Raw genomic sequence first — 17,486 nt, 5'->3', positions numbered from 1 at the left:
TATTATTAATAATAATCCAATTATAATTCAATTAGTATAAAATATATCATTTTAATAATAATTTAATTTCAAAAATATCTATTTATTATAAATAAATGCTTAAGAATGGAAGACTTAGTGCTAACTGTTCAAGATAAGAGGGCTTTGGTTTTAACTTCTAAGAAATTGCTTTTGATAAGTGTCTCAGATTTAACATCAGCTTGCATTCTTAGATTTTAATCTGCTACACTTAAAAGCAGGAATCATCCTATCTTGAAGTACTTAATTGGAATCTTAAGCATAAAATTAAAGGTAAATCAAATGGATCTATCCATGATTCTAACATCGTTAGCTGCTACTGCAACCGTTATTGGTGTTATTTATGGCTTCTTACAAAACTTTAAAGCGGAAATCAAAGTAGACATCAATAACCACATCGATAGATTAGAAACTAGAATGGATAAGCTCGAAGAGCGCCTTGATGCTAGAGTAAATAAACTTGAAGAGCGTATGTTTTGGTTAGCAACGGGTAAAAAGCTCGAAGATGCGATTCTTGAAGAGCAGATGAAACGTAAAAAAAGCGCGTAAAAGCCCATCATGGGATCGATTGAGCAATCACCTGCTAACCTCTTTACAGCCTCATATATGTGGAAGAGATACTTACATAGGAAAAATGTATCTTAAATCAGATGGTATTCATTTGCATTGGAGTATTATAAGACCTAAAAAAAATGAAGAGGTCGATTCTTATTACTTTTTTTAAATAAAAACTTTAAATAACATAAAAATCAGATAGGAAAAACCAGCGGCAAGCGGCAGAGTTAGAACCCATGTTAAAACAAGCCTGCGGGCTGTTTTCCACTCCACGCTAGGCTTCTCTTTTGCTAAACCAACTCCTGTTATACTACCTACAATCATCTGCGTTGAACTAATGGGCATTCCTAAAAAACTAGCAAATAAAATAATGAAAGAAGAGCTGCTTTCTGCTGCAAATCCTTGATAAGACTTAAGGTTTGTAATCCGAAACCCTACTGTATGAATAATCCTAAAACCTCCAGAGGCAGTTCCAATCCCAATAACCAAAGCACAAGATAAAATCACCCAAAGAGGGATAGTATTTGTGGAAATAACGCCTGCACTAAAAAGTCCAAGGGTAATGATTCCCATGCTTTTTTGTGCATCATTTAAACCATGAGCTAAAGCCACAAGAGCAGAAGAAGCAATTTGTAAGCAAGCAAATAAACGAGTAAATTTATCGAAACGCTTTAGGAAAAATTGTAATATCTTTAGAAAAGAAAAACTAAACAAGCAACCAATTAAAGGTGAAAGAACCATCGGAATGATTACCTTTTTTATTAAGGGATACCAATAAATAGCTTGTACTCCGGTTTGTGCCCAGACAGCGCCGATTAAACCTCCGATCAAAGCATAAGAAGAACTACTGGGGATCCCTAAAAACCAAGTTAAAACATTCCAAATGATGGCTCCTAATAAAGCAGCAATGATTGTGATAGAAGAGGTATAATTTGGATCTACTAATCCAGATGCAATCGTCTGAGCAACACCACTAATTTGCGTCGCTCCTACCACATTTAATGCCGAGGCCATACAAATGGCTACAAGTGGTGTTAATACACGGGTTGCTATGACAGTAGAGACTACATTTGCTGCATCGTGAAAACCATTGGTATAATCAAAAATAAGCCCCAAAATTACAATGCAAATAACAAGAACAAAATCCATATCAATCCCAATTCTTAAATATATAGTGGTTCCGATTCAATCGTATAGAAAAATATAGGATTAACGACAAGTTTCAAGTCTTTGACTTGAATCCCATTAAGCTAGCCGTTTGAATTGGCACTACTATATAACAATTTTGACCTTGTTATAATCTAGACATTTATATACAAAAAAATTAATTATAACCTATAATTTAAGAGGGATATATGAAAAGACTATTTATATCTACTGTATTTGCTTTAGCCCTTTGCTCTTCTTTAGATCTTTGTTCTGAATCCTCTATGCGAATTGTACCTGTGTCTGCCACTCCAGAACCCGATCATGTAAATTTAAAAGTGATTTATCCTTCAGAAAAGAAGCTATGTCGTTCTGATAGTAGAGGACAAATTCGCATTACAGGACTTGCTCTGGGAGTAGATAGTGAATTTCCACGCAAAAAAGAGATTTTCAATGATCCAAAAGGACAAACCCTCCATATGATCATTGATAATCAACCTTATTTTACCATTACTGAATCGGATATGGACGCATGGAGAGGAATTGATGAAAATAGCAATGAAATTGCTTTATTCGATATACCTTTTGCGCTTCGTCCTGGCATGCATGTTATGCGTGTTTTTCCTGCTCGTTCCTTTAAAGAAAGCCTAAAAGATAAAGGTTGCTTTGCAGTAAGAACCTTTTACCATCAAAACCACGACCAGCGCTTTTTTGTAGATTTATGTAAACCCTACTTAACTTACAATGAACCTCAAGGAACGTATTTTCAGCAAGGTTGTGGCCAACAAGGCTGTAATCCACAACCCATTTTACTAGACTTCTATATTACCAACTGCCAGCTATCCCGAGATGGCTATAAAGTATCTGTAGAAATCGATCACGCTACAAAAGAGATCCTTACCTCGTGGCAACCTTATTATATATATGGTCTTAAGAGAGGAGCTCATCATATTCGATTACAGCTTTTAGATTCTAACAATCAATTAGTTCCTGGAATATTTAATAATGTCGAGCGCAGATTTAACATTCAATAAATGGATGAAATTACTAAAATTAAGCGAAATGCTATTAAACATGGGGCTTATTACTTTCTGTTTTTTTCTGATTAAAACATTTTGCGATAATCAAACCTCTGGTTTTCGCGTAGAAAAAATTCAAGGCTCTATCCCAGATACAGAAGAATGGAAGATAGATGCTTTATTTCAAAATGCAGATCTCTCTTGCTTAGACCAGCCTTTCTATTTCTTAGAAAAAGGAGGACAAGCATATGCCTTTATCTCAAAAGACAAAAATTACGTTATTAAATTTTTAAAATTTAGAAAAATTAACCCTTCTTTTTCTCTAAAGCTGCTTTCTATGCTTCCTTGTTTCCAAAAACAATACCTTAAAAAACTATTACGTTTAAGAAAACGGATTGAAAAAGAATGTAAAAGCTATCAAATCGCTTGCGAAGATCTCTCTAAAGAAAGTGGATTAATCTTTGCTAGGCTGCAAAAAAATTATCCCCTAAGCCGCTATGTCACAGTAATCGATAAAATAGGTATGGCCCACTGGGTTTTCTTAGATCAAGTTGTGTGCATTGTACAAAAAAAAGCCTCACTTATTTATCCAGGCCTTTCTCAGATCATTCAGACAGAAGGAGAAAAAGGAGCTCAGGTGGTCATTGATAATTTAATCGAGTTTTTTATACAAAGGGGCAAAAAAGGCATTCTTGATTTAGATCCTAAAATCAATAAAAATCTTGGGTTGGTAGGCTCTCAAGCTATGCAGATTGATTTAGGGCGTCTCTGCCGGGATTCTAATCAAAGAAATCCTAAGATCATACATCAAGAAATCAAAAGAATAATTACCCCTTTGCAGGAATGGTTAAATATACACCACCCCTCTCTTGCGGTTTATTTAAACCAGCGTTTACCAAAAGATTGTTAAAAGACCTATGGCTCCTTGTGCCAGCATTTGTATAGCCATTGCCGCTAAAATTAGTCCAGCAACTCGATTAAAAATATTAATGCCTGTTTGTCCTAAAAATTTCTCAATATTTCCAGCAAAATATAAGGTAACTCCTATCACTAAAGCCACTAAAGCTGCACAGATCGTCATGTATACCTGGTTGGTCACGCCTGGATGAGTAGCATTAGCTATAATTACCGTGCTGATAGCTCCGGGGCCTGCTGTAATAGGAATAGCTAAAGGCACAATAGCCACTGAATCTTTTTTTTGCGCTTCTTTTTGATCTTCTATAGTTTGCTTCATACGGCTAACCTGTGCGTTTAGCATAGAAAAAGCCAACAAAAATACCACTATTCCACCTGTTATTTGAAAAGCAGGTATAGTAATTCCTAAAAAACTTAAAAAAGAGCTCCCAATCCAAGTTATGGAAATAAGAATTATCCCCACTGCTAAAGCGGCAATTAGACCTGTATTTTTTTTTTCCTTTAATGTCATTCCTTGCGTCAAATTTAACAAAGCAGGAAGAGCTGCAAAAGGACTACAGATGACAAGTAAAGAAATAAAATAGTTAACAATCTGTGTAAAGTTCATAATCCTCCAATAATAAAAAATAGGTCAGATATATCTAAAAAATCTAAATTTAGCAATAAAATATCAGTGTTTCTATTTTTAATAAGCACAAGGCTTTTATTTATTTACCAAAATATGGTATTCTATTTTCTTTAACTTTTTTAGTTTTAATGAACGAAATTCTTTTCTTTTCACACCTTTTGATTGTAATGCTATTTGTCCTAATTTCTTTAAAATTAGGTAAAGAAGCAGTAATTGCATCGATTGCTATGCAAGCAGTTCTTGCTAATCTATTTGTTATCAAACAAATTTCTTGGTTTGGATGGGAAATCACATGCAGCGATGTTTTTGCTATTGGCAGCATTTTTTCTTTAAATTTATTAAGGGAATATTTTGGTTTAGAACTGGCGAAAAAAGCCATTTGGGTATCTTTCTTTGCTATGATTTTTTTTACTCTAATGTCTCAAATACACCTATTTTATCTACCCTCTGCATTTGATACCACACACTCTGCTTTCCTTCAAATCTTAACACCAACGCCCAGGCTGCTATTGGCTTCACTAACCACTCTTATGATTGTTCAGCAATTAGACATAAGATTATTTGGCTTTTTAAAAAAGCAACTCTCTATTCATTTTTGGATGCGCAATGCTATTTGCGTAACAATTGCACAACTGCTTGATACCGTTTTATTTTCTTTTTTAGGTCTCTTTTGTATTGTTGCCTGTTTAACCGATATTATCTTAGTCAGTTATTTTGTAAAGATTATCATCATTGCCTTATTAGCTCCTCTAACGGCTTGTATAAAATGGTTGATTCCTCAAACCCCAAGAGACTCTCATGACATTTCGCTTTGAACTCATTCATACCTCTACTACATCTAAAGCTAGAATAGGAAAAATCTATACTCCTCATGGAATCATTGATACCCCTAACTTTGTAGGAGTGGGTACAAATGGGACTATTAAGGCTCTTGACAATCAAGCAGTCCATGAGATAGGTCTGCAGCTCATGTTTTGCAATACCTACCATTTATTGCTTCAACCAGGAACTTCTATCGTTAAACAAGCTGGAGGGTTGCATAGTTTTATCAATCGCAGTTTACCCATTATCACCGACTCAGGTGGATTTCAAGTGTTTAGCTTAGCCTATGGCTCTATCGCAGATGAATTAAAAGGCAAAGGGACTAAAAAACAAGCAGGGCATGTATTAAAAATTTCTGAAGAAGGTGTAATTTTTCGTTCCTATCGCGATGGACAAAAAGTCTTACTCACTCCAGAGAGCTCGATTGAAGCGCAAAAAGACCTAGGTGCTGATATTATTATTCCCCTCGATGAACTCCCTCCTTATCATATCGAGAAAAATGCCTTGGAGGCTTCCTTAGCGCGTACGCATAGATGGGAAGAGCGCTCTTTACATACACATTTAAAAAACCCTAATAACCAAGCGATATACGCTGTGATTCACGGTGGCATTGATGCTATTTTAAGAGAAAAAAGCTGCTGTTACTTAACAAAGCTCCCCTTTGATGGTTTTGCTATTGGAGGAAGTATGGGCAGAACCAAACAAGAAATGTTTGAGGTTCTACGCTCTACTATGTCACACCTGCCGCTTGAAAAGCCCAATCATTTATTAGGAATTGGAGATTTAACCTCTATTGAAATGTGCGTACCCATGGGAATTGATACTTTTGACTCTTCTTATCCCACAAGGGCTGCTCGTCACGGCATTTTATTAACTCAAGAAGGGCATGTAAAAATTGGCAGAAACTCTCATGCTCACATGTTTTCTCCACCTGAAAAAAACTGCTCTTGCTCTACATGTACTAGATTCAGTTTAGCTTATCTACATCATTTATTTAAGGCAAAAGAAGCTACCTGTATGATTTTAGCCACCATCCACAATTTGCACTTCATGGTTCAACTTATGCAGAATTATCGTACTAAAATTTTACACAACGACATTTGAAATAAAGGATAATTGCTCGATATAACAAGCATAGCAAGTGGGATAAAAAGATTCTTCCGCTCCTAGTTGAATACTAGGACCATCTAGACAAGCTTGTCCATTTACATGTCTTAAATTCATGATGGATTTAGAATGACAATAGTGACAAGTTGCCTTTACTTCTTCAATGCGATCTGCTAATTCCATTAAACGCAAAGACCCTTCAAACAACTGTGCGCGAAAATCTGTTCTCAATCCGTAACAAATCACAGGAATATTTTGTGTAACGGTTAAGTGTCTTAGCTCTTCAATATGTAAAGCAGAGAGAAATTGAGCCTCGTCTACTAAAATACAACTAGTACCTTCCCAGTTATACTTTAAAAGCGCTGTATTTTCATCTAATAAAATATCTGCTTTCATTTCAAGACCAGCTCGCGATTTAATCTGCTCTTGACCAAATCGATCATCAATCCTTGGCTTAATCAGCAAAACTTTTTTTTCTTGGCTTCTATAATTATGAGCCACGGCTAATAAATTTAATGTCTTTGCACTCCCTACAGTACCATAGCGAAAATACAGCTTTGCCATTTTGAACTCTCTTTTAAGTTTCCTGATTCCATAATTTACAGGATTTTAGAGAATTTCCGCTCTATTTTTTTAGAATAAAAACCCTAGAAACAACAAATGAATTCCATATATTGAATCGGAACCACTATATGCTATGAACATTTAGCATCAAAGAAAACATTATGAAATAAATATTACATGGGTGCGCCAAAACAAGGGATATAAAATACAACAAGGTATCTCTCACCTTAAAAAGCAGCGCTGGATATTGGAAAGAACAATTTCTTAGTTAAAGACATGCTTGCAACGCCATACAGTGCGCTGGGAAAGAAAGGTAACATATTGGAATGGACTGTTACTGTTTGGATTGCTGGGCTATTGAATGAATTTTTTAAGTCGGCGTACATTTTTTAAATAATAAATTTAATATATGTTCATAGACTATTAACGCTTTATAAAAACGGAGGAGGTAGGATTCGAACCCACGGTCGGTTGCCCGACTGCTGTTTTCAAGACAGCCGCGATCGGCCACTCTGCCACTCCTCCTTAAGGATTTAAAAAGTATAACGAATAGGTTTTAATTTTCAAGCAAACTGATTTAAAAACCGCAAATTGTTTTCGGTAAACAATCGAATATCCTTAACCCCGTAAAGCAGCATAGCGACTCTTTCAATACCCATTCCCCAGGCATATCCGGAATATTCTTCTGGATCAATATTCGCATTCCTAAGAACTTGTGGGTGCACCATACCGGCTCCTGCAACTTCTAACCAGCCTGTATGTTTACACAATCTACACCCTTGCGCTTTGCAGGAAGTACAAGCAATATCTACTTCAAGGCCTGGTTCTACAAAGGGAAAATAACTAGGGCGAAAGCGTGTTTGAACAGATGGACCAAAGAGCTTTTTCCAAAATTCGTCCATCGTAGCTAATAGATCTGCAAATGTGACTTTGCGATCAATATACAAACCTTCTATTTGATGAAAAAACACATGTGATCTACTGCTAATTGTTTCATTGCGATAAACGGTTCCTGGAGCAATAATTCGAATAGGCGGTGTTTTTTCTTGCATTACACGTAGCTGCGTATTAGAGGTATGTGAGCGCAATAATAGATCTTTTGTAATGTAGAAAGTATCCTGCGTATCTCGAGCTGGATGATCTGGAGGAAAATTTAATCCTTCGTAGTTGTAGTAATCACTATCTATATCAGGACCATATTGTACAGAAAAACCCATATTACAGAACAAATCTATAACCTTATTTAAGGTTAATTGCAGTGGATGTCGTCTGCCGATGAATCTCCTTCTTCCAGGAATTGTCACATCTATTTTTTCTTCAGATAAACGTTTGGTTTGTTCTACGTTTAGAAAGCTTTCAAGTCCGTTTTGACAAAGTTGTAAGATTTCTTCTTTAAGATCATTAATCTCTTTTCCTATTTGAGGTCGAAGATCTTTAGAAACCTCTTTCAGTTGTTGCATTATGTGTTGGATCAAACCCTTTTTTCCAAGGTATTTTACCTTCAGCAGCTCAACATCTTTGCTATTTTTAATTTGTGATAAATCAGATTGAAATTGCTTTTGAATAGAAGAAATTGTATCGCGCACAAAAAAATCCTTCTAAATAAGCGCTTGTTTATAAACAAGCGCTTTTAAGAAAAAATAAAAACCTAACAACATGCAAGCTTAGCAACATTTGCAATCGCAGTAAATCCTTTAGGATCGCTTTCTGCCATTTCAGCAAGTCTTTTGCGGTTAATCCGACAATTAGCCAGTGACATGCCATGAACGAGCTTACTGTAAGAAATCCCGTTTATCTTTGCCCCTGCACTAATACGAGTAATCCATAAGCTGCGGAATTCTCTTTTCTTCAGCTTACGATGACGATAATTAAAAGCCTCTGCTGATAATACGGCGTCCTTTGTCAAACGAAGGTGATTTTTGCGGTCTCCAACAAATCCCTTAGCACGCTTGAATAGTCTCTTGCGGGAACGCTTGGAAGCCACAGAGTTTGTGACTCTAACCATATAGATTCTCCATTATTTTTTTAAATTCTAAAGGGTAACTCACCCCACTCCCATTAAACGAGCATACATTTTTACCTGCCCTTGATCTACTAATGTAGGGCGGTGTAATTTGCGTTTGCGTTTGGAAGATTTCTTTGTCAGTATATGACGGCATCCAGGACGTCGACGAACCAGTTTTCCTGTTCCCGTCACTTTAAACCTGGCGCTTACTGCTTTTTTCGTTTTCATTTTTGGCATAGCTTACCTCTTTATTCTTAAACTATTTTACTGCTTTTCTTTGCAGTCCCCGGCGCTAATACAACTGATAAACTACGCCCAAGCATTTTAGCCGGAGATTCAGGGGTGGCTACATCGATAAGAGCTTCACACACTCCTAAAACCGCTTTTTGTGCATATTCAGGTCGCGCCATTTCTCTACCGCGCAATGTACAAGTAATTCGAACTTTATTCCCTTTAGAGATGAAGTCACGTGCATGTTTTAATTTTACCATGATATCGTGATCATCTGTATTTGGCTTAATCTTTATTTCTTTAACTTTAACCTGATGCTGCGACTTTTTTTGTTCTTTTTCTTTTTTTGTTAGTTGATAACGATATTTACCATAATCGATAATTTTACAAACAGGAGGAGCCGCATTTGGAGCGATTTCCACCAAATCCAGTCCCATTTGCTCTGCTTTTGTCAAAGCCTCAGCTAATGACAAAATCCCTAATTGATTTCCTTCTTTATCAATTACACGCACTTTTAAAGCACGAATTTCTCTATTGATTCTCAGATTCAGAGTTCTTACCCCCAGTTGCCATTTGTATCCGTGTAAACAAAGCATCTAATGTTATGCTCTGTTCTTGATTTAAGCCTGACTCATGCAAAGTAAGCATATTTGTTAACCGCTTCTTTTTGCCAATAAACACAATATAAGAAATATGTGCTTTAATTGCCTTATAGAAACGCTGTGCTAAAGAAACGCTAATATTAATCATCTATTAATGCTTTTTCGGCTTAATTGCGAGCGAACCGTCTCGGCTTATAACTTGCTTTCAGCATCAACCACAATAACACGTACATTTTCACTAGTTAACCAAAACGGCAGCTTGCCTCCTGTTTGCTCAACAAGCAATCCTACCATTCTTTCCAAATTACCAAACATAGAGCGTAGAAGAATTGCTTCTTGATCGCTCTTTAAAAGGCTTAAAAAAGGTCCGCACCACCATCTTTTTAAGCTGTCTGCAATATGTATTTCTATGCGTTCTATAAAATCAGAATGACCTTTCTTCTCTATACGATACTCTAACTGCAATTTCTTTAAGGCCTTTTGCATGATAGATAAATGCATGTCATTTTTTTTTCTAATTTTACTATAAGAACCGCGTAAAACAATTTCGAACTCAAAACCCAAGATTTTAGGGATTTTTAAAATGAATTGCAAGGAAGAAATACACTCTTTTAATAAGTTTTCTTTCGAGCAAAAGAGATGGGTAAAATCAGTCAAATGACAAAAAGACTGAAAAAGCCCTTGCTGCATATCGCTAGAATCTGGATTTATGACCCATGCAAGCTCTCCTAACCTATTTATTTTTTTTTGAGAAGTCTGAAAGACCTGCTTATGATACGCAACTACAGGATCAAAGCTCTTAGCAGGAGCTAGCAAATAAGGAGAGGTGATAAATTCCATATTCTCCTTGATGGATTCTTTTTTCCAGTAGTTTATCAAAAGCTCTTTTAAGGCTTCTGCTTTAGATAGCCAAACCCATCCTTTCTGGTTTTCTAAAGGCATAAAAAGCTGCATATCACAAACTAGCTGAAGATGATTGTGTTCCTGCCAAAATAAACGCTTTTTTTTGCAAGAGCTGTTTGCTATGCCAACAATCCGAACAAGCCTTGGGATAAAAGAGCAAACTAAAAAAGATTCTTTTAATTTTGCTGTAAATGGGGTTCTATTCGTGGGAAGATTTAGATGAGGAACCCATGTAGCAAATTCTCCTATTTGCCCCATGATTATTAAAGAACAGAAGTGTTTTTTTAATTTTTTAGCGATTAGATATTGTTTTTGATGCTCCATCCACAAAGCAGCATTATGAGGTGTCATCTCAAGAAATCTTAAAACCCTATCTTCTTTATAAATCATCCTCATTCTATCTTCAATAACCCCTATAAGATGGGGTTCAAAATCAAAAGGAAAAACGATATCGTAAAAAAAACAAGTCTCTGTCCCCTGGCCTTCTACCAAGAGCGCTTTTGGAAATAGTTCTACAACTGCTGCTGCTAAAAGCAGAGAATTTACTTGATTTTCAATTATATCGTTATTTTTAGACATAGAAAGCTTGGGATATAGCTGACTCGAACAGCCGACCTCCACGATGTCAACGTGGCGCTCTAACCAACTGAGCTAATACCCCATTAATAAAAGTTTAGATATCTAAAGATGATACCGAAATGATTGAATTCTAATCAACTTCTTTAAAACAACTCATTTTACTAAATATAGTTGATCGAATTTCCTTTTGGATTTATACTGAAGAACCATTTGCTTTTTTCAAAAGATTTTTATGACTTATCTATCCCTGCACTCCCACTTAGAATTGGCGCGCTTTTATTGGAAAATAGTCTTACAACCAGGAGATTGGGCCATTGACGCAACTTGCGGAAATGGCAAAGATACTTTGCAGCTAGGGAAGCTTTCTTTAGGCGGGGTTATTGGCCTAGATAAACAACAAATTGCCATTGAAAATACCACTACTTTATTAAAAAATCATTTACAAGAAGACGAATATAAAAAAATGCATTTATTTTGTACATCGCATATTCGTTTCCCTTCTCTTGCCTATAAATACTCTATCCGCTTAATTATATACAACTTGGGATATCTTCCAGGCAGCAATAAAAAAATCACTACCTTTACAGAAGATACGCTAAAAAGTCTTAAGCTCGCTCTTGAACTGATTATGCCAGGGGGGTTAATTACTATTTGCTGCTACCCAGGTCATGTAGAAGGCGCTAGAGAGCAAAACTTATTGTTACAGAAAGCACAAGAATTGTCTCCTTCTCAATATGTGATTTGCCATCATTCCTGGCCAAATAAATACGCGTCTGCTTCTTTGTTATTGATTCAAAAAAAAAATAGTTATTAAATCATTTCTTGCATCTCTCTTGTCTATTCTTTAGCTAAAACAAAAAGCAAAAAATGATAAAAAAGTTTACATATTAAAAATAATAATATATCTCTTTTATTGAAGAGATATATAGAGAAAAAAGAAAAAACCACAAAAGAAAAAATAATTAACAACAAACAATAAAGATATTTATTAGCATTGATTTCTAAATAATTTAGAAATAGAATCAAGCGTACGGTTAATTACACTTAATTAAGATTAATAAATAAAACAATTAATTAATATGACACAAAAAATTACTTATTTAAGCTTACATTTTAAGCTACAATCTCTTTCTGAAGAGATCGGACGTTGCTTTATTTCCCCTAAAGCATACGAGTATTTTTCTAAGCAGCTAGCTGCTATAGAAAAGGAGATTCAAAATTTATATCAAATAGATCTTTCTTTTGCTAAGCACTCTAAAGAAATTCTTATCAGCCTATACAGACAACTTGAAGATCGCTTAGTGGAACAAGAAATTAGTTTAATCAGATACAGATCTGAAGAACTAAAAGAGCATGTTACCCGTAAAGCAATACGCATTTTAAAACAACAGATTCACGATTTTGAATATCATCACCGCCCTGCTGTTGCTGATAGGCAGGTAGTTGCAGAAGCCAAAGTGATTCTTAAACAAGCGGAAAAAAATCTCAAAAAAAATAAAAACTTCTCTCATTTGAACTGGTTTTCTAAGCAAAAAAGCTTGCTTTATCTAGGGTTTTACATCGAATACATAGAAGAATTATTTGAAATTGCAGCCCTGTTATATAACGATCAGAACAGCCAGGCAAAACATCGTTTTAATCTTTTACCTGAGGAATATAAAAAACGTGTGCGTGAAAACATGGAATTCTTAAATACAAACATTTTTGAAAATACTTTTGAAACCATTCAATGTTTAATAGGGACCGCTCGGGAATTGGTAGGTACACATGAAGGAGTTCCTTCTAAAGAAGAAGTTAATGAGATCTTCTTGGAATTATTTGAAATTTTAGATCAAGAAAAAGCAATAGGCGCTCCTTGCATATTTAAATCAAAGGCTTTTATAGGATAAGCAACGCTTTTAGCTTCTTGCATAATATAAAAACTACCACAGACAACTGTTAACTCATTTGCTTGAAAAGCAAAGCTAAAAGCTGCCTTAACTCCTTCTTCTATACTCTGATGGCAGGTGTAAAAGGAGGAAGGCGCATCTTTTAGTGCAAAAGAGAGTTCATTTGTAGACACTAACCTAGAGCTTCCCTGGACTAAATGAATATGTATTGCAACAGGTGCTATTAGCTCTAAACAGCTTTCATAATCTTTATCTTTTGAAAAGCCTACTACAAAACGTAAGCTCCTTTTGGGGAAAAAATAGTGCAACGCTTGCAAGAGATAAAATATAGCTTCTGGATTATGCGCTACATCAAAAATTATATCCCCACAAATTTCAAAACGACAACTAGGCCGTAAAATAAGAGCTTGATTTATGGCTTTTTGACTTAAAATAAAATCGGTTTTAAGTTGCTCTAAGGCATTTTTAGCAATTTCACTGTTTTCTTCATCAAAAAAATGAAAAAATTTACTTACATAACAAACTGGGCAATGCAAAGCGCAAGCGTGTTTATAAATAGATTGAAAACGAGCTCTAGGCCCTAAAACAACAGGAACTTTAGGTTTTAAAATGCCCGCTTTTTCAAAAGCTATCTTCTCTAAATTTTGACCTAAGAATTGGATATGTTCTTTACTAATAGAGGTAATAATCGTAAGAATAGGACATAATATATTGGTAGCATCTAACCTACCACCCAGTCCCGTTTCAATGACTGCTACATCTACACGCTTTTCACAGAAAAATTCAAAAGCTAAAAAGGTCATATATTCAAAAAAAGAGAGATTCAATTCTAGCTTTTGACACACATTAAAAAGTTTTTCCGCTCCACAGACCATTTCTTCTTCAGAAATGATTTCTGAGTTAATGCAAATTCTCTCACGAGGCGAATGGATATGAGGTGAAGTATATAATCCAACACGATAACCACAGTATTCTAAAGCTTTAGCTATTTTCATAGAGACAGAACCTTTTCCGTTGGTTCCTGCAACGTGAATGGTAGAATACGTGCTTGTAGGGTAAGAAAGCGCTCTATTCAAAGACTGCACATTTTCTAGAGTGCTTGGCTTTTCTTTTAATAAAGGCGTTTCTAAAAGCTGTTTAAGCATTTTTTTATAATTAGACATATTTTTTATAATATATTTTGAAAAATCGAAAAGAAAGTATCTCTATCTACCCATGAACAACCTAAAGGCAAATAACTTTTTATATTCCCATGATAATCAGATCCCCCACTTATTAATAAATCTTTAGATCTAGCTAATTTAACCCATCTTTTTTCTTGGGTAGAAGAAATTTTTGCATAATAGCATTCTATTCCATCAAAGGGTAATTTGAATAGATTTTTTACAAAGATAGATCGCGACAAAAGAAGATGCGGATGAGCTAGAAAAACTTTTGCCTGGGCCCGGTGAATTAAATGTATTGTCTCCTCTATTTGAAGTAAGTCTCCTCGATAAAAACACGATTTATTATCTCCTAAATAAAGAGTAAATGCTTCTTGTATGGAGTTCACATAACCTTTTTTTATCATTAATTGCGCAATGTGGGGACGTCCGAGAACTCCTCTTAAGCTATTTAGCTCTTCTTGCTCTATGAAAATTCCTTTAGATTGCAATTTCTCTAAAATAACTTGATTTCTCTTTGTTCGATTAAACTGTTGCTCTTTGCAAAGCGTTTCAATAATGGGGTTCGATAAAATAAAATCATAAGCTAATATATGAACGCTTTGTTCTTCGAAGCTGCAAGAAAATTCTACCCCGGTACCTAAAAGGAGTCCAAGCTTCTTAGCAATAGGAGCGGCAGTCGTATAAGCAGCGGTTGTGTCATGATCTGTAATTGACAGCCCTTGCAGGCCAATACTTTTTGCTTGATGTAGCAACTCTTCAGGACTACTTGTTCCATCGCTACAGGTTGTATGGCAATGTAAATCAGCGCGAAACATCTAAGCAATATGGGATACAAAGAATTTCCATCTTTAGATCAACCCCCTCTTTTTCTTTTACTGTCCGTTGGACAAGTTGTATTAATGTACAGACTTGACTAGCGGTTGCTTTTTTTTTATTAATGATAAAGTTTGCATGCATTAAGGAAACCTCTGCATCTCCTATACAAGCGCCTTTAAGGTCGCATTTTTCAATAAGAGCCCCTGCCGATAACTTATCAGGGTTACGAAATATGCACCCCGCTGATAAATCTTTATAAGGCTGTGTTTTGATTCGATAACCTATCAGATCAAGCTGTTTTTTCTTTACATCTTCTGTTTTAGTTAGCTTAAACCTTGCTGCTACAATTGCTCCTTTGCGGTTTTGAAAAGAAGAAAATCGATAGGAAAAGTCCATCTGGTCACGGGACAAAACCTCTATTTTACCGCTTTGTCCAATAAATGTAACCTCTTGCAAACAATCTGCTGTTTCAAAAGAAGAGGCTCCTGCATTCATGTAAATTGCTCCTCCAACAGAGCCTGGAATTCCTGAAGCAAATTCTAAGCCGGATAAACTCCTTTTTGCTGTTTGAGTTCCTAAATAAGAAAAACTATAGCCTGCACCCACAGATACAACCTCTTGTTCAAATGAGCAAAAAGCAACTTTATTTAAAATAACAAGTCCTTTAAATCCATCATCGTGAAATAGACAATTTGAGCCTTTACCTAAAATGAAAAAATCTCGGTTGCATGTAAAACAATAATGCAAAACCTCTTGCATCCCTTCTATAGAATCTATTGCAATAAACTCATCTGCTGGGCCGCCTATTTGGATGGTTGTATAATCTTTTAATAATTTCCCGGATTGAAATACTAACATGGTTCTATAGATTGATAGACGCTATCTAAAACAGCATTGATAAAATTAGCTGATTCTTTTGTAGCAAATTTACGAGATAAGCGAATGGCTTCGGAAATGGTTATTTTAAAAGGCTGATCTGGGCAATAAAGCAATTCGTAAATACCTAGACGCAAAACATTATGTTCAACCTTAGGTATACGATTTACCTGATAATTCTGTGCATGCTTTTTTATCATAGCATCTATCTCCTCTTCTCGAGCGGTAATTAGCTGCTGCATAGCATATGCTTCACGAACCACTTTTTTTGTAACAGTAACTTTTTCCATAACCATAGGCATTATATCTTCCATTGGACATTGACTAAAATCAGCACTATAAAGGAGTTGAAATACAACTTCTCGAAACTTATGCGGAGAAATCATGGATGATCGACCTTTAGGAGTAAAATAATAGATCATCTATAGTAACAGATTACTTAGTTTGCTACCATTCTTTAAAAGAGTTAAAAAAATAATGCCCTATAGGGGCTTAATACCTCAATTGCTTTCTCTTAGAACTAAATGGGATATATCAAATAAAATATTATGTACAAAGAAAATACTTATTGAATCTGTTTACTTTTCTTGTTAACCTCGACTGTTCTTAATTTTTTAATTAAAAGGATTAATGTGTTAGGAATTTTTTTAGACACAGAAACCAATGGTTTAAACCCACAAAAACATAAAATCATAGAAATTGCTTTTCAAATAATGAACCTTACAACAGGTACTTACAAAGATTCTTTTGAGTCAGTAATTGGCATCAGCCTAGAAGATTGGCAAAAAAGTGATCTTAAAAGTCTAGAAGTTAATGGGTTCAATTGGCAAATGGTGCGTCAAGGGTTACCTTCTCAATTAGTGGCTCAACAAATACAAGATTGCTTTGCTAAAAACCAAATCACCCGAGGCAAAGCTGTTTTTATTTGTCAAAATCCCTCTTTTGACCGAGCTTTTTTTTCTTATCTCATCGATCCTGAATTACAAGAAGCTCTCCTCTTTCCTTATCACTGGTTAGATCTGGCTTCCATGTATTGGGTAGAAGCAATACGCCAGGCAAAAATGGGTCTAAAGCTTTTTCCCTGGGAAACAGGTTGCTCTAAGGATGCTATTGCAAAGGCGTATTCTCTCAGAGGTGAACAGCACCCGCATCGAGCTATGAATGGTGTTCTACACCTTCTATTATGCTATAAATCAATTGTAGGCTTTCCCAAGTACATAGTTTAAAAAACTAAAGCTCCCAAGATATATTTTCTAATAATCCTCACCTAAGCTATGAATGGGTTCAAATTTTTACTGTATGTTACTGATTTTTAATTGGTTAAAGCAAAACTTGACCAACAAATTCCGTAATGATAATAATGTATACAAAATTGAATAAATGTAGATATTTCTATCGTTTAAGCAAAAATAGCATTTTTAATAATAGGCCCTTTCAACCTCGAAGTGCACAAAAAAGAACATATAAATACTTGAAAAAACATCTATTGTGCACCCGAGCATAGCATGTTTGTAGATAATCTCCTAAACACTTCTAGTGGAGTTTCGAAGTTGAGAGCCTTTCTAGGTCTGTTATTTAGTATAAGTTTCCACCCTTTCCATATCCTTGGAAGTCGTATCTAAAAAGCTTTGTGTTTTAGGAAAAT

At 35.3% G+C, this 17,486-nt stretch carries 20 protein-coding genes and 2 tRNA genes; 8 read left to right on the top strand and 14 right to left on the bottom strand.

What is annotated here, in order from left to right; translation table 11 throughout:
- Positions 1–300 precede the first annotated feature (300 nt).
- Entirely contained in the window at positions 301–567 is a 267-nt protein-coding gene (locus RHOW815_RS00665; protein WP_215216455.1) for a hypothetical protein, read from the top strand.
- Between the two features lie 171 nt (positions 568–738).
- Here RHOW815_RS00665 and RHOW815_RS00660 read toward each other — a convergent pair whose 3' ends face one another.
- A complete protein-coding gene (locus tag RHOW815_RS00660; RefSeq protein WP_215216454.1) occupies positions 739–1,722 on the bottom strand; it encodes an inorganic phosphate transporter in 984 nt (327 codons plus the stop codon).
- A gap of 206 nt (positions 1,723–1,928) precedes the next feature.
- On the opposite strand from RHOW815_RS00660, the gene RHOW815_RS00655 reads away from it, so the two are divergent.
- Positions 1,929–2,753, top strand: coding sequence for a hypothetical protein (locus RHOW815_RS00655; RefSeq protein WP_215216453.1), 825 nt, complete (start codon positions 1,929–1,931; stop codon positions 2,751–2,753).
- A 4-nt stretch (positions 2,754–2,757) separates the two neighbouring features.
- A complete protein-coding gene (locus RHOW815_RS00650) occupies positions 2,758–3,648 on the top strand; it encodes a hypothetical protein (protein WP_215216452.1) in 891 nt (296 codons plus the stop codon).
- On the opposite strand, the gene RHOW815_RS00645 is transcribed toward RHOW815_RS00650, so the two are convergent.
- Positions 3,631–4,260 (bottom strand): MarC family protein, encoded by a 630-nt coding sequence (locus tag RHOW815_RS00645; protein ID WP_215216451.1) that lies wholly within the window; start codon positions 4,258–4,260, stop codon positions 3,631–3,633. The two genes, RHOW815_RS00650 and RHOW815_RS00645, sit on opposite strands and share 18 nt — an antisense overlap.
- A gap of 188 nt (positions 4,261–4,448) precedes the next feature.
- Here RHOW815_RS00645 and RHOW815_RS00640 point away from each other — a divergent pair, with 188 nt between their 5' ends.
- Positions 4,449–5,096, top strand: a complete 648-nt coding sequence (locus RHOW815_RS00640) for a queuosine precursor transporter (protein WP_220017842.1) — start codon at positions 4,449–4,451, stop codon at positions 5,094–5,096.
- On the top strand, positions 5,080–6,207 hold the full coding sequence (tgt, locus tag RHOW815_RS00635; RefSeq protein WP_215216449.1) for a tRNA guanosine(34) transglycosylase Tgt: 1,128 nt from the start codon (positions 5,080–5,082) through the stop codon (positions 6,205–6,207). Before RHOW815_RS00640 ends, tgt begins: the two co-directional genes overlap by 17 nt.
- Here the strand turns inward: tgt and RHOW815_RS00630 are convergent.
- From RHOW815_RS00630 to RHOW815_RS00595, 8 genes are all read right to left on the bottom strand, one after another.
- Positions 6,190–6,774 (bottom strand): thymidine kinase, encoded by a 585-nt coding sequence (locus RHOW815_RS00630; RefSeq protein WP_215216448.1) that lies wholly within the window; start codon positions 6,772–6,774, stop codon positions 6,190–6,192. The genes tgt and RHOW815_RS00630 overlap by 18 nt on opposite strands.
- 440 nt (positions 6,775–7,214) lie before the next feature.
- Positions 7,215–7,299, bottom strand: a tRNA-Ser gene (locus tag RHOW815_RS00625).
- A gap of 38 nt (positions 7,300–7,337) precedes the next feature.
- Positions 7,338–8,360: a phenylalanine--tRNA ligase subunit alpha gene (pheS, locus tag RHOW815_RS00620; protein ID WP_215216447.1), complete on the bottom strand. Its 1,023-nt coding sequence runs from the start codon at positions 8,358–8,360 to the stop codon at positions 7,338–7,340.
- Between the two features lie 62 nt (positions 8,361–8,422).
- Positions 8,423–8,779, bottom strand: a complete 357-nt coding sequence (gene rplT / locus RHOW815_RS00615) for a 50S ribosomal protein L20 (RefSeq protein WP_215216446.1) — start codon at positions 8,777–8,779, stop codon at positions 8,423–8,425.
- Positions 8,780–8,818: 39 nt separating this feature from the next.
- Positions 8,819–9,016 (bottom strand): 50S ribosomal protein L35, encoded by a 198-nt coding sequence (gene rpmI, locus RHOW815_RS00610; RefSeq protein ID WP_215216445.1) that lies wholly within the window; start codon positions 9,014–9,016, stop codon positions 8,819–8,821.
- A gap of 17 nt (positions 9,017–9,033) precedes the next feature.
- Entirely contained in the window at positions 9,034–9,606 is a 573-nt protein-coding gene (gene infC, locus RHOW815_RS00605; protein ID WP_245397576.1) for a translation initiation factor IF-3, read from the bottom strand.
- A 198-nt stretch (positions 9,607–9,804) separates the two neighbouring features.
- Positions 9,805–11,094: a threonyl--tRNA ligase family protein gene (locus tag RHOW815_RS00600; RefSeq protein WP_215216444.1), complete on the bottom strand. Its 1,290-nt coding sequence runs from the start codon at positions 11,092–11,094 to the stop codon at positions 9,805–9,807.
- Between the two features lie 8 nt (positions 11,095–11,102).
- A tRNA-Val gene (locus RHOW815_RS00595) sits at positions 11,103–11,176 on the bottom strand.
- Between the two features lie 150 nt (positions 11,177–11,326).
- Here RHOW815_RS00595 and mnmM point away from each other — a divergent pair.
- Together mnmM and RHOW815_RS00585 are read left to right on the top strand one after the other, a co-directional pair.
- Positions 11,327–11,908 carry a tRNA 5-(aminomethyl)-2-thiouridylate-methyltransferase MnmM gene (gene mnmM / locus RHOW815_RS00590; RefSeq protein WP_215216443.1) on the top strand — a complete coding sequence of 194 codons (582 nt, stop codon included), beginning with the start codon at positions 11,327–11,329 and terminating at the stop codon, positions 11,906–11,908.
- A gap of 265 nt (positions 11,909–12,173) precedes the next feature.
- Positions 12,174–12,983 carry a hypothetical protein gene (locus tag RHOW815_RS00585; RefSeq protein WP_215216442.1) on the top strand — a complete coding sequence of 270 codons (810 nt, stop codon included), beginning with the start codon at positions 12,174–12,176 and terminating at the stop codon, positions 12,981–12,983.
- On the opposite strand, the gene RHOW815_RS00580 is transcribed toward RHOW815_RS00585, so the two are convergent.
- The 4 genes from RHOW815_RS00580 to nusB are packed head-to-tail and all read right to left on the bottom strand — an operon-like array spanning position 12,926 to position 16,227.
- Entirely contained in the window at positions 12,926–14,146 is a 1,221-nt protein-coding gene (locus tag RHOW815_RS00580) for a bifunctional folylpolyglutamate synthase/dihydrofolate synthase (RefSeq protein ID WP_215216441.1), read from the bottom strand. The genes RHOW815_RS00585 and RHOW815_RS00580 overlap by 58 nt on opposite strands.
- A 5-nt stretch (positions 14,147–14,151) precedes the next feature.
- Positions 14,152–14,964 carry a PHP domain-containing protein gene (locus RHOW815_RS00575; RefSeq protein ID WP_215216440.1) on the bottom strand — a complete coding sequence of 271 codons (813 nt, stop codon included), beginning with the start codon at positions 14,962–14,964 and terminating at the stop codon, positions 14,152–14,154.
- Positions 14,951–15,823 carry a UDP-N-acetylmuramate dehydrogenase gene (murB, locus tag RHOW815_RS00570; protein WP_215216439.1) on the bottom strand — a complete coding sequence of 291 codons (873 nt, stop codon included), beginning with the start codon at positions 15,821–15,823 and terminating at the stop codon, positions 14,951–14,953. The genes RHOW815_RS00575 and murB overlap by 14 nt, the downstream gene beginning before the upstream one ends.
- Complete coding sequence (nusB, locus tag RHOW815_RS00565; RefSeq protein WP_215216438.1) at positions 15,817–16,227, bottom strand: transcription antitermination factor NusB; 411 nt, start codon at positions 16,225–16,227, stop codon at positions 15,817–15,819. The genes murB and nusB overlap by 7 nt, the downstream gene beginning before the upstream one ends.
- A 246-nt stretch (positions 16,228–16,473) precedes the next feature.
- Between nusB and RHOW815_RS00560 the strand changes: the two genes are divergently transcribed.
- The gene (locus tag RHOW815_RS00560; protein WP_215216437.1) at positions 16,474–17,067 is read left to right on the top strand and encodes a 3'-5' exonuclease; all 594 of its coding nucleotides are present in this window, start codon (positions 16,474–16,476) and stop codon (positions 17,065–17,067) included.
- Positions 17,068–17,486 lie beyond the last annotated feature (419 nt).

It is taken from the genome of Candidatus Rhabdochlamydia sp. W815, assembly GCF_018642185.1.
Classification (GTDB): Bacteria; Chlamydiota; Chlamydiia; order Chlamydiales; family Rhabdochlamydiaceae; genus Rhabdochlamydia; species Rhabdochlamydia oedothoracis.
This window is presented reverse-complemented; position numbering and strand designations above follow the sequence as displayed.